At 70.5% G+C, this 17,595-nt stretch carries 14 protein-coding genes and 1 pseudogene; 2 read left to right on the top strand and 13 right to left on the bottom strand.

The features are described from left to right. The 10 genes and pseudogenes from HCA58_RS09910 to HCA58_RS09955 all read right to left on the bottom strand — a co-directional run. A pseudogene (locus HCA58_RS09910) lies at window positions 1–690 on the bottom strand (hypothetical protein); the annotation flags it as partial. Continuing rightward, complete coding sequence (locus tag HCA58_RS09915) at window positions 687–2,204, bottom strand: replication-associated recombination protein A (RefSeq protein ID WP_169597490.1); 1,518 nt, start codon at window positions 2,202–2,204, stop codon at window positions 687–689. The pseudogene HCA58_RS09910 and the gene HCA58_RS09915, both read right to left, overlap by 4 nt. Before the next feature lie 75 nt (window positions 2,205–2,279). Continuing rightward, window positions 2,280–2,486 carry a hypothetical protein gene (locus HCA58_RS09920; RefSeq protein WP_169597491.1) on the bottom strand — a complete coding sequence of 69 codons (207 nt, stop codon included), beginning with the start codon at window positions 2,484–2,486 and terminating at the stop codon, window positions 2,280–2,282. Between the two features lie 62 nt (window positions 2,487–2,548). Further along, the gene (locus HCA58_RS09925; protein ID WP_169597492.1) at window positions 2,549–3,844 is read right to left on the bottom strand and encodes an MFS transporter; all 1,296 of its coding nucleotides are present in this window, start codon (window positions 3,842–3,844) and stop codon (window positions 2,549–2,551) included. Further along, window positions 3,841–4,434, bottom strand: a complete 594-nt coding sequence (locus tag HCA58_RS09930; protein WP_169597493.1) for a helix-turn-helix domain-containing protein — start codon at window positions 4,432–4,434, stop codon at window positions 3,841–3,843. The genes HCA58_RS09925 and HCA58_RS09930 overlap by 4 nt, the downstream gene beginning before the upstream one ends. Window positions 4,435–4,644: 210 nt before the next feature. Further along, the gene (locus HCA58_RS09935; RefSeq protein ID WP_169597677.1) at window positions 4,645–5,460 is read right to left on the bottom strand and encodes a sugar nucleotide-binding protein; all 816 of its coding nucleotides are present in this window, start codon (window positions 5,458–5,460) and stop codon (window positions 4,645–4,647) included. 86 nt (window positions 5,461–5,546) lie between these two features. Then, window positions 5,547–7,364: an aspartate--tRNA ligase gene (gene aspS, locus HCA58_RS09940; protein ID WP_169597494.1), complete on the bottom strand. Its 1,818-nt coding sequence runs from the start codon at window positions 7,362–7,364 to the stop codon at window positions 5,547–5,549. Window positions 7,365–7,562: 198 nt separating this feature from the next. Beyond that, complete coding sequence (locus HCA58_RS09945; protein ID WP_169597495.1) at window positions 7,563–8,612, bottom strand: S1 family peptidase; 1,050 nt, start codon at window positions 8,610–8,612, stop codon at window positions 7,563–7,565. A gap of 263 nt (window positions 8,613–8,875) precedes the next feature. Continuing rightward, complete coding sequence (gene hisS / locus HCA58_RS09950) at window positions 8,876–10,204, bottom strand: histidine--tRNA ligase (RefSeq protein ID WP_169597496.1); 1,329 nt, start codon at window positions 10,202–10,204, stop codon at window positions 8,876–8,878. An 87-nt stretch (window positions 10,205–10,291) separates the two neighbouring features. Beyond that, window positions 10,292–11,011 (bottom strand): MBL fold metallo-hydrolase, encoded by a 720-nt coding sequence (locus HCA58_RS09955; protein ID WP_169597497.1) that lies wholly within the window; start codon window positions 11,009–11,011, stop codon window positions 10,292–10,294. Between the two features lie 235 nt (window positions 11,012–11,246). On the opposite strand from HCA58_RS09955, the gene HCA58_RS09960 reads away from it, so the two are divergent. Both HCA58_RS09960 and HCA58_RS09965 read left to right on the top strand, forming a co-directional pair. Then, on the top strand, window positions 11,247–12,149 hold the full coding sequence (locus HCA58_RS09960) for a peptidylprolyl isomerase (RefSeq protein WP_169597498.1): 903 nt from the start codon (window positions 11,247–11,249) through the stop codon (window positions 12,147–12,149). 65 nt (window positions 12,150–12,214) lie between these two features. After that, window positions 12,215–13,048, top strand: coding sequence for a peptidylprolyl isomerase (locus HCA58_RS09965; RefSeq protein WP_169597499.1), 834 nt, complete (start codon window positions 12,215–12,217; stop codon window positions 13,046–13,048). 59 nt (window positions 13,049–13,107) lie between these two features. On the opposite strand, the gene HCA58_RS09970 is transcribed toward HCA58_RS09965, so the two are convergent. The 3 genes from HCA58_RS09970 to secF form a co-directional block, all read right to left on the bottom strand. Further along, window positions 13,108–15,540, bottom strand: coding sequence for a bifunctional (p)ppGpp synthetase/guanosine-3',5'-bis(diphosphate) 3'-pyrophosphohydrolase (locus tag HCA58_RS09970; RefSeq protein ID WP_346775953.1), 2,433 nt, complete (start codon window positions 15,538–15,540; stop codon window positions 13,108–13,110). Window positions 15,541–15,735: 195 nt separating this feature from the next. Continuing rightward, entirely contained in the window at window positions 15,736–16,302 is a 567-nt protein-coding gene (locus tag HCA58_RS09975; RefSeq protein ID WP_169597501.1) for an adenine phosphoribosyltransferase, read from the bottom strand. A 105-nt stretch (window positions 16,303–16,407) separates the two neighbouring features. Then, window positions 16,408–17,595, bottom strand: coding sequence for a protein translocase subunit SecF (gene secF, locus HCA58_RS09980; RefSeq protein WP_169597502.1), 1,188 nt, complete (start codon window positions 17,593–17,595; stop codon window positions 16,408–16,410).

Here is a 17,595-nt window from a genome sequence, read left to right on the forward strand (position 1 = left end):
ACCGGCCGGGTCGGCGACCGGGTCCGGCGCGACGCGGCGACCGCCACCCGGCGGCGTCGGGTCCACGGGAGCGGGTGAGGAGGGTCCTGCCGGAGCCTCGGCGGGCCGGGCCCGGCCCGGCCCGGCGACCCGGCCGGACGGCCCGGGGGCTCCCGGTTGCGGCGGCCAACCGGCCGGCGAAGTGTTCGGTGCGCCGGGACCGGGACGGTCGACGCCCTGCGGTGGGCTGGTGAACGGCGCGGTGTCCAGCTGCCGTTCCCTACCCGCCGGAGGGGGGCCTGCGGGAGGCGGGCCGGCGGGCGGGCGGGCCGGCGGCCGGGCGGGCGGGTTGCCCGGCCAGGGGCCGTCGACCGGACGCGCCCGTGCGGAGTCGGCCGGGCCACGGCCGGACGATGGTGGGAAAGGTCCGTCCGGCCCCCGGCGGCTGACCGGCGCGGCGCCGGGCCGTACGGGCGGCTCCTGACCTGGCCGCTCCGGCACGCTACGGACAACGGTGGGCGGCTCGACAGCGACGCCGTCGGGGCCCAGCTCGGCGCGCTGCTGCTTGGCCGACCGCAGATCGTCGATCCAGCCGAGATCCTCGCCACCGGCTCGTTCCTCCGGGGCGGCCTCAGATTTTCCCCGCCCCCACCGCCGGCCCTTGCCGCGCCGCGCGTCCGGGCCCTCGTCCGGCCGGTCCGACGATTTCACTGTCTACCCCTCCCGTCGGCGCTCGCGCCGACCTCTTCAGCCACCTGGGCTGCCGTAGCCGGACGCCGGTCGTCATCGTCGCCTCCGGACGACGTCGGCCGGTCCGGCTGACCACCCTTCGTCGGCTCGTCCGGGCGGGCGGGGGTGGGCAGCCCGCGGACGATCCGGCGCAGCAACGGTAGCCGGCCGGCCACCGATCGTTCTGCGCCGTGCTGGCTCGGCCGGTAGTAGTCGGCGCCGACCAGGTCGTCGGGAACATACTGCTGGGTGACCACACCCCGCTGGTCGTCGTGCGGGTAGCGGTAGCCGAGTCCGTGTCCGAGACCCCGGGCACCGGAGTAGTGGGCGTCGCGCAGCCCCCGGGGCACCGGCCCGCCCCGACCGGCTCGTACGTCGGCGATGGCCGCCCCGATCGCGGTGGTCACCGAATTGGACTTGGGCGCGGTGGCCAGGTGGATCACGGCCTGGGCGAGATTGAGCTGTGCCTCGGGCAGACCGACGTACTCCACCGCGTGGGCGGCGGCGGTCGCCAGACCGATTGCCGTCGGGTCGGCCATGCCGACGTCCTCGCTGGCGAAGATGACCAACCGCCGCGCGATGAACCGGGCATCTTCCCCGGCGACAAGCATCCGGGCCAACCAGTGCAGCGCCGCGTCCACGTCGGATCCACGCAGGCTCTTGATGAAGGCGCTCGTCACGTCGTAGTGGGCGTCCCCCGCCCGGTCGTAGCGGACGGCGGCGGTGTCCACCGCGCGCTCGGCGGTGGCCAGGTCGATCTGGTCGTTGCCCAGCGCGGTGGTGGCGGCGGCCGCCGCCTCCAACGCCGTGAGCGCCTTGCGGACGTCCCCGCCGGCCAGCCGGACCAGGTGAGCCTCCGCCTCGGGAACGAGCGTGAGCGCCCCACCCAAACCTCGCTCGTCGATCACCGCACGACGCAGCAGCCCGCGTACCGCCTCGTCGCCGAGGGGCCGCAGGGTGAGCAGGACACACCGGGACAGCAGCGGGGAGATGACCGAGAAGTACGGATTCTCGGTAGTGGCCGCCAACAGCGTTACCGTCCGGTCCTCGACCGCAGCGAGCAGCGAGTCCTGCTGGGTCTTGCTGAACCTGTGCACCTCGTCGATGAAGAGCACCGTCGGCGGGCCCCCCGTACGCCGCTGCCGTCGGGCCGTGTCGATCACGGCACGGACGTCCCGCACCCCAGCGGTCAGGGCCGACATGGCGACGAACCGCCGGTCCGAGGCAGCGGCGACCAGATGGGCGATCGTGGTCTTGCCACTCCCCGGTGGCCCCCAGAGGATCACCGACATCGGTGCACTGCCGGCGACGAGTTGCCGCAGGGGCGCACCGGGACTGAGCAGGTGCTCCTGACCGACCAGTTCGTCCAGATCAGCTGGGCGCATCCGGACCGGCAGCGGCGCGTCCGGGCCCGTCGGGATGAAGCCACCGGCACTCGCCTGCGCACCGGGAGCGGTGGCAGGTTCACCGAGCGTGAAAAGGGCGTCGGACTCCATCACGGGAACAGTACCGGGCTCGGCCGACAACGCCGGAATCGCGCCGTCAGCCGAGCCCAAGATGATCGTTTTCGGTCAGCCGCGGCCCGGGCGGCGGCCCCGGTACCAGCGGCCGCCGCCGCCCGAGCCCCGGCCGACACCGGCGAGGTAGAGCGAAAGCAGCAGCAGACCGATGAGCACCAGAGTGTTCCAATTGAGCAGATCCGGTGCGCCCAGTTTGGTGTCGAGCAGGTCGAGCAACAGGGCGAAGCCGAAGACGACGGCCGCGGCGACGGCGAGCATGACGTTCCTCCGGTGGGGGTTGCCAGTAGGTCGGCGCGGGATGTACCCGATCGGTCGGCTCGTCAATCTCCACGGTGGATCACGCGGTCCCCGCTCGTGTCGCCCCGGTGCATGACCGGGGCTACGGGCGCGGCTGCCCGCCAGGCAGGCAGGTACAGCGGCGCGGCCACCGCCAGGGCGACCGCACCGACAAGCATCGCCGTACTCACCCCGGCCCGGTCACCGATGAAGCCGAGCAGCACACCACCGAGGGCAGCAGCCGGCATGGCCACCATCGAGTTCACCGAGATCACGCTGGTCCGGTACGGGCCGTCGACCTGCCGGTGCAGCAGTCCCATGTGCAGCGGGTTCGACGCACCGTGCACGGCGTGACAGACGAAGAAGGCGATCAGCACACCGACCGGTCCGGCGAGCAACGCCATCGCGACCACGGTGAGGCCCTGCACGATCCGCAGCAGCGCGGCACCGGCCGCAGCCCCGAACCGACGGATGAGCAGCGGGGTGCTCGCCGCGCCGGCCGCAGAGGCCAGCCAGGCCACGGTGCTCGCCGGGCCGAGCAGTGCCGCGGCCCGGTCGGCGTCGCCGATCACCTCGGCCAACCGGATCGGTAGCAGGCTCTCGAAGGTGACCATCCCGAAGCCCCAGAACAGCTCGACCGCGACCAGTGCGAGCAGCACCCGGGAACGGCGCAACAGGCTGAACGCCTCACCGACCATCCGTGGCGCGGCCCGCACCGACGCCCGCACCGTACCGGGCCCGTCCACCGGACGCCGTTCCACGAGCAGGATCAGCAACGCCAGCAGCGAACCCGCCTGGAGGCCGGCGGCAGCCAGCACCGGCACGGTCAGGGCGCTGACCGGGCCCAGCGGGCCGAGCGCGACCAAACCCCCGCTGATCAGCGCACCGGCTGCGATGCTCAGGCCGAGCACAGTGCCACCCTGACCGAGCCCTTTCTCGTACTCGGCATCCGGATCCACCGCAAGGATGCTGTCCACGTACCAGGACTCCAGTGGGCCACTGTCCAGGGCTCGAAACACACCCTGCAACGCCCAGACCACCGCGAGCAGGGCGAACGAGTCCGCCAGCACCAGCAGGCCCAGCGAGACCAGACCGACCGAGTTGGCTGCCACCAGGACGGGCTTACGACCGAGGGCGTCGGCGAGCCCACCCGTCGGCAGTTCCAGGGCGAGCACCACCGCCCCCTGGGCGGCGGCGGCCAGACCGATCTGGGTCAGGGTCAGACCCCGCTCCTGCATCAACAGGACCACCACCGGGATCAGCAGGCCGGTCGGCAGCCAGCGCAGCCCGTGCAGGACGAGAAAACGGCGCCGGATCCGGGGAACGGAGAGTTGGTTCACTCCTTCCTCCCGAGCAGCGTCGGAAGGACAGCGAGAAAGATCTGCACCTGCTCGGCACCGGGCTCGCCGGGGTCGGCCTCGGCCCGGTAGCGCTCCAGGATCCGCCACATCTCCGCCTGAAGCTGCTGCAGGCGGTCCACCGAGATGGCCAGGAAGAGGTCCCCCATACCGAAGGCGTCGCGCCACTGCGGCGACCAGTCGTCCCGGGAGGCGAACCATCTTCCGGTGTGCTCGACGAAGTGGCGTACCTGCTCGGCCTGGATCCACTCGATCGCGGCCCGAGCGTCCGGGTCGTCGTCGAAGTCGGTGTTCTCCCAGCTGGTCCTCTCATGTGCGGCACACCACCAACGCTGTCGGCCCCGGCCCCGGTCGGGCTCCTCCACCACCAGGCCGACCGCGGCCAGCTGACGCAGGTGGTAACTGGTGGCGCCGGTGTTGCTGTCGAGCAGCTTGGCGAGCGTGGTCGCGGTGGCAGAGCCCCCGACCCGTAGCGCGCCGAGAAGCCTGGCCCGCAGCGGATGCGCCAACACCCGAACCTGCTGGTGATCGATCCGGACCTGCCGTGGCGGCGGACGATGCTCGGTGCCCATCCGCACACACTAGCTGTGCACAACTTCTATGCACAATTATTGTGCATAGGCTGGAGCCTGCCGCCCCACAGCGACGTCACCGCGTTCGCGGAGATGATCGTGCAGCGGAAGAAGAGCCAGGCCCGGAGGCGCCGGACCACGCCGACAGCGCCCCCGGATCTCGTCGACAACGCGCTCGAATCAGCGCTCCGGCTGATGCGACACCCAACCTCAGCCAGGGACGAGCAGCTCCGAGACGCCGCGTAGCCGGGTACGGAGCAAGCCGCAGGCTCGGGACGAGTCGAGGCGCACCGTGCTGGGGCGCACCACCCCGGCAGCGGTGCCGGTGGTGGTCTTCAGACCGGCCGGGTCGAGACCCTCCCGGCGGGCCACCAGCCGGCCCAGCTCCGCCCGGCTGACCGCTTCCGGGCCAGCGACGTTCAGCGGACCCGCCACATCGGCCACCACCAGTTCCAGCACAGCAGAAGCGAGGTCACCGACGTCGACCGGACAGCGCAGCTCGTCACTGAACAGGGCCGTCCGCCCGGCCAGCGCGTCCCGGCAGAGCTGGATCTGTCTGCTCCCCTCCCCCAGGATCAACGAGGTACGCACCAGCACGGCCTGTGGGTCGATCGCCCGCACCGCCGTCTCCGCGGCAGCCTTCGCCGCCCCGTACGGGAAGATCGGCGTGGGCAGGTCGTCGTCGGCGTACGCCCGCATCCGGCCGGCGTGCAACGCGTCGCTGGAGAGGTGCACCAGCCGCGCCCCCACCCGCGCGGCAGCGTACGCCACGTGCGCCGCGCCGTCGGCGGTGACCGCCCAGTCGCCGTACCGGTAGGGGGTGGCGACGACAGCATCCGGGCGTACCGCCGCGACAAGCGCGACCACGGCGGCCCGGTCGGTCACGTCAAGTCGGCGCACCTCGGCACCGGCCACCCCGATCTCACCGGAGAGTCGCGTCCCCACCACCGACCACCCGGCGGCGACCCCCTGCCGACACAGCTCCCGTCCCAGAAAACCACTTCCACCCACCACCAGCACCCGCATGGCCGCCTCCTCCCGCCATCCGCCGTGCGGAAGGCGCCGTTCCTCCTGAGGCATCAGGAAGGCGCCCTTCCTTGCAGACCCCGGGGTCAGGTGGGGTCGGCGACGGGGGCGGCCGGGCCGGCGGTACCGGCATGCGCCGGGGGCTTGGGCTTGGCGTCGATGCCGGCCTCGGTGCGCTGTTGGGCGGTGATCGGGGTGGGTGCGCCGGTCAGCGGGTCGAACCCGCCGCGGGTCTTCGGGAAGGCGATCACCTCACGGATCGAGTCGGCCCCGGCGAGCAGCATGCAGACCCGGTCCCAGCCGAACGCGATACCACCGTGCGGGGGCGGGCCGTAGCTGAACGCCTCCAGCAGGAAGCCGAACTTGTCCTGCGCCTCCTCGGGCGTGATGCCGAGCAGGTCGAACACCCGCTGCTGAACGTCGCGGCGGTGGATACGGATCGAGCCACCGCCGATCTCGTTGCCGTTGCAGACGATGTCGTACGCGTACGCAAGCGCCCGGTCGGGCGCTTGCTCGAACCGGTCCACCCACTCGGAGTTCGGGGAGGTGAACGGGTGGTGCACGGCGGTCCAACCACCTGCTCCGCCACTGTCCTGATCGGCGACCGGTTCGAACATCGGCGCGTCGACCACCCAACAGAACGCCCAGGCGCTCTCGTCGACCAGGCCAGCCCGCCTGGCGATCTCGATCCGGGCCGCACCGAGCAACTCCTGGGCCTCGCGGACGTTCCCGCTGGCAGCGAAGAAGATCGCGTCGCCGGGCTTGGCGCCGACCGCGTCGGCCAGGCCGGCGAGGTGCTCGGCCGACAGGTTCTTCGCCACCGGTCCACGTGCCTCGCCGGTCTCGGCGTCGAGCACCACGTACGCGAGCCCCTTGGCGCCGCGCGCCTTGGCCCAGTCCTGCCAGCCGTCGAGTTCCTTGCGGCTCTGGCCGGCACCACCCGGCATCACCACTGCGCCGACGTAACCGCCCGCGTCGATCGCCGCCGCGAAGACCCGGAACTGGGTGCCACGCAGGTAGTCGGTCAGCTCGGTCAGCTCGACTCCGTAACGCAGGTCGGGTTTGTCCGAGCCGTACCGTGCCATGGCGTCGTGCCAGCTGATGCGCGGGATGGGGCGCGGGATCTCGTGGTTGGCGAGCTTTGACCAGAGGGTGGCGACGATCGCCTCACCGAGGTCGATCACGTCATCCTCGGTGACGAACGACATCTCGATGTCGAGCTGCGTGAATTCCGGCTGCCGGTCGGCCCGGAAGTCCTCGTCGCGGTAGCAGCGGGCGATCTGGTAGTAGCGCTCCATCCCACCGACCATCAGCAGCTGCTTGAACAGCTGCGGCGACTGGGGCAGCGCGTACCAGCTGCCCGGTTGCAGGCGCACCGGGACCAGGAAGTCGCGGGCACCTTCCGGGGTGGACCGGGTGAGCGTCGGCGTCTCGATCTCCAGGAAGTCCCGCTCGTGCAGCACCGACCGGGCCAGCTGGTTGGCCCGGGACCGCAACCGCATCGCCCGAGCCGGGCCGCCCCGCCGCAGGTCGAGGTAGCGGTACTTGAGCCGCACGTCGTCGCCGGCCACCACCTGGTCGTCCACGGGCAGCGGCAGCGGCGCGGCCTCGGAGAGCACCTCCAGCTCGGTGACCGTCACCTCGACCTCGCCGGTGGGCAGTTCCGGGTTGTCGTTGCCCTCGGGCCGCCGGGTCACCTCACCGACGACCTTGACGCAGTACTCGTTGCGCAGCGCGTGCGCGTCCTCCTCGCGGAGAACCACCTGCACCACGCCCGAACCGTCGCGTAGATCGACGAAGACGACACCGCCGTGGTCGCGCCGGCGGGCCACCCACCCGGCGAGCGTCACCGTGGTGCCGGCGTCCGTTGCGCGCAGGCTGCCGGCGTCATGGGTACGGATCACGACGTGCGTCTCCCTCGTCTTGCCATTTGTCCACTCCCCGGCATTCTGCCCGTCCCCCTTCACCGGGTGTGCGGAAGGGTCCCTTGTTAACGCCTGCGGTAGGGCACGGGCACTGCCGCACACCCCGCACAGTGGTGCGGGCCACCGGAGGAGGAATCCGGTGGCCCGCTGGCGGAGGAGGAATCCGCTGATAGTTGGTCAGAAGATGCTCACGCCGTAGCGGCTCAGCGCTTCGGTGACCGGCTGGAAGTAGGTCGTGCCGCCGAAGCTGCAGTTTCCGCTGCCGCCGGAGGTCAGACCGAGGGCGATGCTGCCGCTGAACAGCGAGCCGCCGCTGTCGCCGGGCTGGGCGCAGACGTTGGTACGGATCAGGCCGGAGACCGATCCTTCGGCGTAGTTCACGGTCGCGTTGAGGGCGGTCACCGAGCCGCTACGCAGACCGGTGGTGCTACCGGAGCGCTGCACCGACTGCCCGACGTACGCGTTGCCGGCGCTGGTGATGTCCCGGTAGCTGCCGTTGTAGAGGTAGACGTTACCGGCGGCGTTGGCGGAGTTGCTGTGCCGGACGATGCCGTAGTCGTTGCCCGGGAAGCTGGTGCCCGCGCGGGTGCCCAGCAGGGAGGTCTGGCCGGAGTTGCTGTACCAGCTCGACGAGATGTTGGTGCAGTGCCCGGCGGTGAGGAAGTAGTAGGTGTTGCCGCTGCGCACGTTGAAGCCGAGCGAGCAACGTCCGCCGCCACCGGCGTAGATCGCCTGGCCGCCGGAGATGAGGGTGCTCAGCGGGGTGGCCTCGGCTTCGATGCGAACCGCACCGTTGGTGCGTGCGGCGGCGGCCTTGACCTGCTCCAGCTTCGCGCCGGTGACGGTGCTGTCGACGGAGATGACGACCTGGTTCGTCACCGGGTCGGTCCACCATGCGGTGCCGGGGATCTTGGCAGAGCGCTCCAGCACGGCGGTGGCACGGTTCAGCTCCGCGGCGCCGCGCTCGACGACCTTGGGGGTGCCACCGGCGGCGGCCACCTGGCGGGCGGCGACGGTGTCGGTGACGGCGACGACCATCTTGCCGCTGGCGTCGGCGTAGGCACCGGCGGCGCGGTCGCCGAGCCGCTCGGCGAGGGCGGTGGCGGCGTCGGGCGAGACGCTTCCGGGTGCCGCGTGGGCGGGGGTGCCGGCCAGTACACCGGCGACCAGGGTTCCGGCCGCAGCGACGGTGACGACACGACGCAGCATTGACCTCGTGGGTCGCATGTAACAGCCTCCCGATAAGGGGGATGGGGCCCTGTCACGTCGACAGGGACGGGGGCAGCTCGACCACCTGGGGAAATGGCCAAGCGAAGGAAAGTATTCACATATTTAAGATCATAAGCAAGATCTGGCTTTGCCCGAATTCACCCATTGGCAATCCGTAACACACCGGACACAGACGAACGCAGGGGTGTCACACGGCAAGTTGACCTCCGTATGACACCCCTGAGCAGGAAAGCGATAACAGCGGTAACGCTGCCGCCGGCTCAGCTCACCAACGGCCTGAGATCCGCGCGCGGCGGCGTCCACTCCCCTGACGCGGCAGCCATCTGCTCACCGGACCGGATGTCCTTGACCTCGTCGGGTGCGCCGCCCACACCCGGGAACCAGACGTACGGGATGCCCCGCCGCTGCGCGTACCGGATCTGCTTACCGAACTTCGCCGCGCTCGGTGACACCTCGGTCGGGATGCCCCGCGACCGCAGCGCCACGGCGACGGAGTCACTCGCCGCGCGCAGCTCCTCGTTGGCCACCGCGACCAGCACGCAGGTCGGCACCTCCCGGGACACCGACAACGCACCGGCGCCGAAGAGCAACCCCAACAGCCGGGTCACCCCGATGGAGATACCGACCCCGGGAAAGCGGACGCTGCCCGCGCTCGCCAGGTTGTCGTACCGGCCACCGGAGCAGATCGAGCCGAACCGCTCGTACCCGAGCAGCTGCGTCTCGTAGACGGTGCCGGTGTAGTAGTCCAGACCCCGGGCGATGCGCAGGTCCGCCACACAGAGACCGGGCGCGTACGCGGCGGCGGTCTCCACCACCCGGACCAGTTCCTCGACCCCCTCGTCGAGCAGCGGGTCGTTCACGCCCAGCGCCCGCACCGCGTCGGCGAACGAGGCGTCCGGCGCGGAGATCTCCGCCAGCGCCAGGCACGCCTTGGCCTGCCCCTCGCTCGCCCCCGCCGAGTCAGCCAACAGCTGCGCCACCCCGGCTGGCCCGATCTTGTCGAGCTTGTCGACCGCGCGCAGCACCGCCTCCGGGTCGGTGAGCCCGACACCCCGGTAGAACCCCTCACAGATCTTGCGGTTGTTGACCTGGACACGCACCGGCGGGATCGGTAGCGACCGCAGCGCGTCCCCGACGACCAGCGGCATCTCCGCCTCGTGGTGGGTGGCGAGATCATCCCGGTCGACGATGTCGATGTCAGCCTGGACGAACTCCCGGTAACGCCCCTCCTGCGGGCGCTCGCCACGCCACACCTTCTGGATCTGGTAGCGACGGAACGGGAAGCTCAACCGACCGGCGTTCTCCAGCACGTACCGGGCGAACGGTACGGTCAGGTCGAAGTGCAGGCCGAGTGCATCGTCGCCGGTCGGGCCCTCCGGGTCGCCCTGCAGCCGCCGGATCACATAGACCTCCTTGGAGGTCTCCCCCTTGCGCAACAACTGGTCCAGCGGCTCCACCGCCCGGGTCTCCAGCGGCGCGAAGCCGTACACCTCGAAGGTCGACCGGATCCGATCCAGCACGAACTGCTCGATCATCCGCTGGGCGGGCGTCCACTCCGGGAACCCGGAGATGGGCGTGGGCTTACTCATGACGTACTCCCTCGGCAGCCGCGCGCTGCGCGGCAGAGTCTGCTGGCGATCCCGCGCGATCCACGCGGTGCGGTCTCGACGCGACCGTTACAGGCCGCGGGTGGGTGCCGCCGGTCGCGCGCCGCCCCGCTCCGCCACCTCGGCGAGGTACGGGTTGGTGGCTCGTTCCCGGCCGATGGTGGTCGCGGGGCCGTGGCCGGGCAGGACGACGGTGTCGTCGGCCAGCGGGAGGATCTTGTCCCGCAGGCTGGTGAGCATCGTCGGCATGCTGCCCCCCGGCAGGTCGGTGCGGCCGATCGAGCCGGCGAAGAGCACGTCACCGGAGAGGCAGACCTGGTCCGCCTCCCAGGGCGAGCCGTCACCGGGCAGCCGGAAGAGCACCGACCCGCCGGTATGGCCGGGCGCATGGTCGACGGTGATCTCCAGCCCGGCGAGGGCGAGCATCGTGCCGTCGGTCAACTCGGCCACGTCCTCCGGCTCGGCGTACGGCAGCCGCCCACCGAACAGCTGCGTGAGGTCCATCGACAGTGCCTTCGCCGGATCGGCGAGCAGCTCCCGGTCGTCCGGATGGACGTACGCGGTGATTCCGCGGGCGTCGCAGACCGGCGCGACGGAGAAGGTGTGATCGAGGTGGCCGTGGGTGAGCAGCACCGCGGCCGGGTGCAGACGATGCTCGGCGAGCAGCGCGTCGAGCCGGTCGATCACCCCGATGCCGGGATCGACCACCACGCACTGTTCCCCCGGCCCGGTGGCGACCACGTAGCAGTTGGTGCCGAAGGCGTCCGCGGGAAAGCCGGCCACGAGCACGTCCGCTCCCCTTTCCGTCGAGTCGTCCTCATCCGGCAGCCTACCGGCGCGGCCACCCGACCGGTCCGACCCGCCGGAGACACTGACCGATCACGATGAAGATGGGCAGCGACCTCGTACACCACTTTCACAGCCGGTACCCGTACACTCTGGCGGGCGTGTGGCGTGGCACACCTGCCGCCCGACAGGTACACGACCACCGGGTGACGACAAGGGTAGAGGAAGGGGAGCACGGGTGGCTTCCAGCAGGGACCGGCAGCGCAAACTGGCGCGGGCCAAGCTCGACCGGCAACTGGCCCGCCGGGCCACCGCCGCCAGACGTCGCCGACGTATCCAGGCCGGTGCCGGCGCCGCCCTCATCCTGGTGCTGGTCGTCGCCGGCTCGGCGTGGGCGCTCGGCGCGTTCGACCGGGAACCGACCGAGGACACCGCCGCCGACGAGGTCTGCCTCTGGACCCCGCAGAACACCGACGGCAACAGCAGCCTCAGGAACGTCGGCGAGCCACCGACCACCGGCCTGCCGGTCACCGGCACCCGCCCGATGACCATCGTCACCAACCAGGGTGCGCCGATCTCCGTCGAGCTGGATCTCGCGAGTGCCCCGTGCGCCGCAGCCAGCATCGCCCACCTGGCCAGCCAGTCGTTCTACGACAACACCAAGTGCCACGAGATCACCGCCGACGGTGCGGTGCGCTGCGGCGACCCCAGCGGCACCGGGCTGGGCGGCCCGGCCTACTCGTTCTTCAGCGAGAACGTGCCGACCGCCCCGGAGGCGAGCCCGGCACCGGAGGAGCCACCGACGTATCCCAAGGGCACCGTCGCGATGATCTCGAACCCGCCCGGAGCCAACGGCAGCCAGTTCCTGATCTTCTTCAAGGACCACACCCCGGCCGAGGAGCCGCAGTACCCGATCATCGGCCGGGTCACCGAGGGTCTCGACGTGGTCGAGAAGATCGGCGCCCTGCCGACGGTGGACAATGGGGCCGGGGAGAAGGTCAAGCCGGAGAACGACGACGTGGTCGTCCAGAGCCTGACCGTCGGCGAGCCCGTGCTGGACCCGACGTCGCCCGCCGATCCGGCCCCCTCGGGTGCGCCGGAGGCCTCCGGCGCACCCGAGGCCAGCGCCAGCGCCGGCTGACCACCGGGCGATCCGGGCCCACCCCACCGCAGCGGCATCCACATACAGTCCAGGAGGATCGAGGCGTGACGTCCACCAGAGAGCGGCAGCGCGCGGCGGCCCGCGCCCGGCTCGAGAAGGAGATGGCCGAACGGGCCGCTCGGGCCCGTAAGCGCCGCCAGACGCAGGCGGTCGTCGGGGCCGGTGTGGTCCTGCTGCTTGTGGTCGCCGGCACGGCCTGGCTGGCCAGCAACGTGCTCGGCGACGACAGCGACACCGACAGCGCGGCACAGGACGGGAACACCGTTCAGTGCGACTGGGTCGAGTTGGCCGAGGGCGAGCGCACCCCGCAGGTCAAGGACGTCGGGTTGCCGGACACCCAGCAGAGCCTGGCGGGTGTCCAGACCATGACGATCACCACGAACCTCGGACCGATCACCGCCCGGATCGACCGGTCCGCCGTGCCCTGCACCGCCGGCAGCTTCACCCACCTGGCGGAACAGAACTTCTTCGACAACAGCAAGTGCCACCGGCTGGTGACCGAGGGCATCAAGGTGCTCCAGTGCGGCGACCCGAGCGCCACCGGCGACGGCTGGCGGGACACCGACGGCACCGGCGGCCCGAGCTACCGGATGGCGGAGGAGAACCTGCCGACCGACAAGCGTCCGCCGTACCCGGCGGGCGTCATCGCGATGGCCAACTCAGGCCAGCCGTCCAGCAGCGGCAGCCAGTTCTTCATCGTCTACGGGGACTCACCGCTGGACCCGAACTACACCGTCCTCGGCACCATCACCGGCGGCATGGACATCGTCGAGGATGTCGCGGCAGCCGGCGACGACGGCGCGTTCGCAGAGCAGGCCGGCGGCGGTCACCCCAAGAAGGAGGTCGTCATCACCGACCTCACCATGAGCGACGCCTGACATCGACACACCGAAGCGCCCGTCGGCACGACAGCCGGCGGGCGCTTCTTCGCGCGGGCTCAGGCGCCGGAGGTCACCCGGTAGGCGTCGAAGACACCGTCGACCTTGCGGACCGCGGCCAGCAGGTGACCCAGATGCTTCGGGTCGGCCATCTCGAAGCTGAACCGGCTCACCGCCACCCGGTCCCGGGTGGTGGTGACGGTGGCGGAGAGAATGTTGACCCGTTCCTCGGAGAGCACCCGGGTGACGTCCGCGAGCAACTTGTGCCGGTCGAGCGCCTCCACCTGGATCGCCACCAGGAACGTCGAGGCGGAGGTGAGTTTCCAGTTCACCTCGACGACCCGCTCGCCCTGGGCGCGCAGGTCCTGCGCGTTGGCGCAGTCGTCGCGGTGCACACTGACGCCGCCGGAGCGGGTCACGAAACCGAAAACCGTGTCCGGCGGGACGGGGGTGCAGCAGCGGGCCAGCTTGATCCACACGTCGCTGACACCACGGACCACCACACCCGGATCGTGGCTGGAGGAACGGCTGCGTGGCGGCCGGGTCGCCACGGCGGTCTCGGCGATGTCCTCGGCGGCGCCCTCCTCGCCGCCGTAGGAGGCCATCAACTTCTGCACCACCGACTGGGCGGAGACCTGACTGTCGCCGACCGCCGCGTACAGCGACGCCACGTCGGCCAGGTGCAGGTCCCGGGCGATCGCCATCAGGTTGTCGGAGGTGAGCATCCGCTGCAACGGCATGCCCTGCTTGCGCATCGCCTTGACGATCGCGTCCTTGCCCTCCTCGATCGCCTCCTCGCGCCGCTCCTTGTTGAAGTACTGCCGGATCTTCGTCCGCGCCCGGGGGCTCTTGACGAAGCCCAACCAGTCCTGCGTCGGGCCGGCCGTGTCGGACTTCGAGGTGAAGATCTCGATCACGTCACCGTTGGACAGCGTCGACTCCAACGGCACCAACTTGCCGTTGACCCGTGCCCCGATGCACTTGTGCCCCACCTCGGTGTGCACCGCGTACGCGAAGTCCACCGGCGTCGACCCCGTCGGCAGCGGGATCACGTCGCCCTTCGGGGTGAAGACGTACACCTCCTGGCTGGACAGGTCGAACCGCAGCGCATCCAGGAACTCGCTCGGGTCGGCGGCCTCCCGCTGCCAGTCCAGCAGCTGCCGAAGCCAGGTCATCTCGTCGATGTGGGCCGGCGGGCCGACGATCTGGGTGCCCTTGTGCTCCTTGTACTTCCAGTGCGCCGCGATGCCGAACTCCGCCGTCCGGTGCATCGCGTACGTGCGGATCTGCATCTCCACCGGCTTACCGGTCGGCCCGATCACCGTGGTGTGCAACGACTGGTACATGTTGAACTTCGGCATGGCGATGTAGTCCTTGAACCGGCCCGGCACCGGCTGCCAGTTCGCGTGGATCACCCCCAGTGCCGCGTAGCAGTCCCGCACCGTGTCGACCAGGATCCGCACACCCACCAGGTCGTAGATGTCGTTGAAGTCCCGCCCTCGCACGATCATCTTCTGGTAGATCGAGTAAAGGTGCTTCGGCCGACCCGTCGTCTCCGCCTTGATCTTCGCGGCTTTCAGGTCGGTCTGCACCTTCTGCGTCACCTGCCGCAGCAACGCCTCCCGCTGCGGCTGGTGCTCCCCGATCAGCCGGTTGATCTCCTCGAACCGCTTCGGGAACAACGTCCCGAACGCCAGATCCTCCAGCTCCCACTTGATCGTGTTCATACCGAGCCGGTGGGCCAGCGGGGCGAGGATCTCCAGCGTCTCCTTCGCCTTCTGCTCCTGCTTGGGGCGGGGCAGGAAGGTGAGCGTCCGCATGTTGTGCAGCCGGTCGGCCAGCTTGATCACCAGGACGCGTGGATCCTTGGCCATGGCGACGACCATCTTGCGGATCGTCTCGGCCTTCGCCGCGTCACCGAGCTTGACCTTGTCGAGCTTGGTGACCCCGTCGACCAGCAGGGCCACCTCACCACCGAAGTCGGACCGCATCTGGTCGAGGGAGTATTCCGTGTCCTCGATGGTGTCGTGCAGCAACGCCGCCACCAGGGTGGTGGTGTCCATGCCCAGGTTCGCCAGGATGGTCGCCACCGCGAGCGGGTGGGTGATGTAGGGGTCGCCGGACTTACGGTACTGACCGGAGTGCCAACGCGCCGCCGTGTCGAAGGCCCGCTGCAACAGTCTCGCGTCAGCCTTGGGGTGATTTTCCCGGTGTGACGCGATCAGCGGCTCCAGGACCTCGCTGACCTGCGACGACTGCCACGGCGCGTTGAACCTGGCGAGCCGCGCCCGCACCCGGCGCCCGGTGGGCGCGTGGGACAGACCAAATCCACCGGCCGCCGAGGAATCAGCGTCCCCGGCGCCGACGGCCACCCGATCCGTGTCACCGGACTGCGATGCCGCGCCCGACCCGCCACCCGACGCCGGTACGGCGCCGTTACGGTCGGTAAGCGAACCCTCCGCGTCACCTGTCGGATGCACCGTGCCCTCCACCGGAGGAACGACCTCGTGGGACACCGGCCTCCTCACCCCTCGCCGGGACGACACCGACCGTGCGCCGGCCGGTCTGGTCTAGCGCCGCTCAGGCGGTAACCGCCCGGTCAGCAATGGGCAATGCTACCCCCACCGGGGGTACCGCGCCGCTCCCCCGGACGGACCGTGCCCGGCCCGTCCGGAGCGGACGTCGTCTCAAACGGTCAACAGGGCATGTACGGAACGGGGGGCCAGTCGCTCCCGCCCGCCGAGGAACGACAACTCCAGCAGCACCGTGAAACCCGCGACGGTGCCACCCGCCCGCTCCACCAGATCCAGCGTGGCCGCCGCCGTACCACCGGTGGCCAGCACGTCGTCGACCACCAGCACCCGGTGCCCGGCGGTGAAGGCGTCCTGGTGCACCTCGAGCGTGGCCTCGCCGTACTCCAGCTCGTACGAGGCGGCATAGGCCGGTCGAGGCAACTTGCCGGCCTTCCGCACCGGCACCACTCCGACACCCGTCGCGTACGCGATCGCGGCGGCCACCACGAACCCCCGCGCCTCGATACCGACCACCGCGTCGAACGACTCCCGACCGTGGTACGCGACGATCCCGTCGATCACGTCCCGGAAGGAGTCACCGTCGGCGAACAACGGCATCAGGTCCTTGAACATGACACCGGGCTTGGGAAAGTTGGGCACGTCGAGCACCCGGCTGGCCACCAGCCGGGCCATCTGCGGCCCGCTGTCCCCGCGTACTCCGGCGCTGTGGGTCTCCGTCACGGCAGTTCTGCATCCCTTCCACACGACAGCGGCGTCCCGCACGCTGCTCGCACAGCATGCAGGACACCGCCGTCGACTGTTCCTACCGGGTCGCCCCAGGCGTCCTCAGCGCCGCTTCCCGCCGCCCGGACGGTTACCGCCACCGGGACGACCGCCCCGGGCACCGCCGGAACGCTTGCCGGTCGGCCGGGCGCCCACCTTCGGCGCGGCGGCACCGGCGAGGGCACCGGCCTCCACGTCCACCGGTTCGTCGTCCCGCTCGGCCGGTCCCGACGCACCACCGGCCCGGGCCGGGGTGTCGCCGCGGCTGGCCGTGCTCCGCCGGGCCAGCACCCGCTTGTTGTGTGCCTGGATCCGTGGTTCGCGGTTCTTCAACACCACCAGCAGCGGGGTGGCCAGCGTGATCGAGGTGAGGAAGGCCATCGCCATACCGACGAACAGCACCAGGCCGAGGTCCTTCAGGGTGCCCGCGCCGAGCAGGCCGGCACCGATGAACAGGATGCCGCCGACCGGGAGCAGGGCGACCACCGAGGTGTTGATCGACCGCATCAGGCTCTGGTTCACGGCCAGGTTCGCCGCCTCGCCGTACGTCTGGTTGTTGTTTGCGGTGATCCCTCTGGTGTTCTCCTGCACCTTGTCGAAGACCACCACCACGTCGTAGAGGGCGAAGCCCAGGATGGTGAGGAAACCGATGATCGTCGACGGGGTGACCTCGAACCCGACGATCGAGTAGAGCCCGGCGGTGAGGACCAGGTTCATCACCAGGGCGGAGATCGCCCCGACCGCCATCTGCCACTCGAACCGCAGCACCAGGTAGACCGTCACCAGCGCCAGGAAGATCACCAGACCGAGCAACGCCCGGTTGGTCACCTGGCTGCCCCACGCCTCGCTGACCCGGTTGCTGGCGATCTCCGCCGGGTCGATGTCGAACACCTGCCCCAACTCGACCCGGACCGCCTCGGCCTGCTCGGCGTCGAGCTCCGTGGTGCGCAGCTCGTAGAACTCGCCGCCACCCCCGCCGACCTGCTGGGTGGTCACCACCCGGCCACCCTGACCGGTCAGGACCTCGCCGGCCCGCTGCTCCACCTGCTCCAGGGTGCCGACGCTCGTCGGCACCTGGAAGGAATTGCCGCCCGCGAACTCGATACCGAGGCTGAAGCCCCGGAAGATGACACTTCCGAGCGCGATCACCACCAGTACGGTGGCGACGGTGAACCACATCTTGCGCCGGCCGACGATGTCGAGGCCGGCCTCGCCCCGGTAGAGGCGGGCTGCCAGACCAGTCTGAGCCAT

The organism is Micromonospora sp. HNM0581, from assembly GCF_012726175.1.
Taxonomy (GTDB): domain Bacteria; phylum Actinomycetota; class Actinomycetes; order Mycobacteriales; family Micromonosporaceae; genus Micromonospora.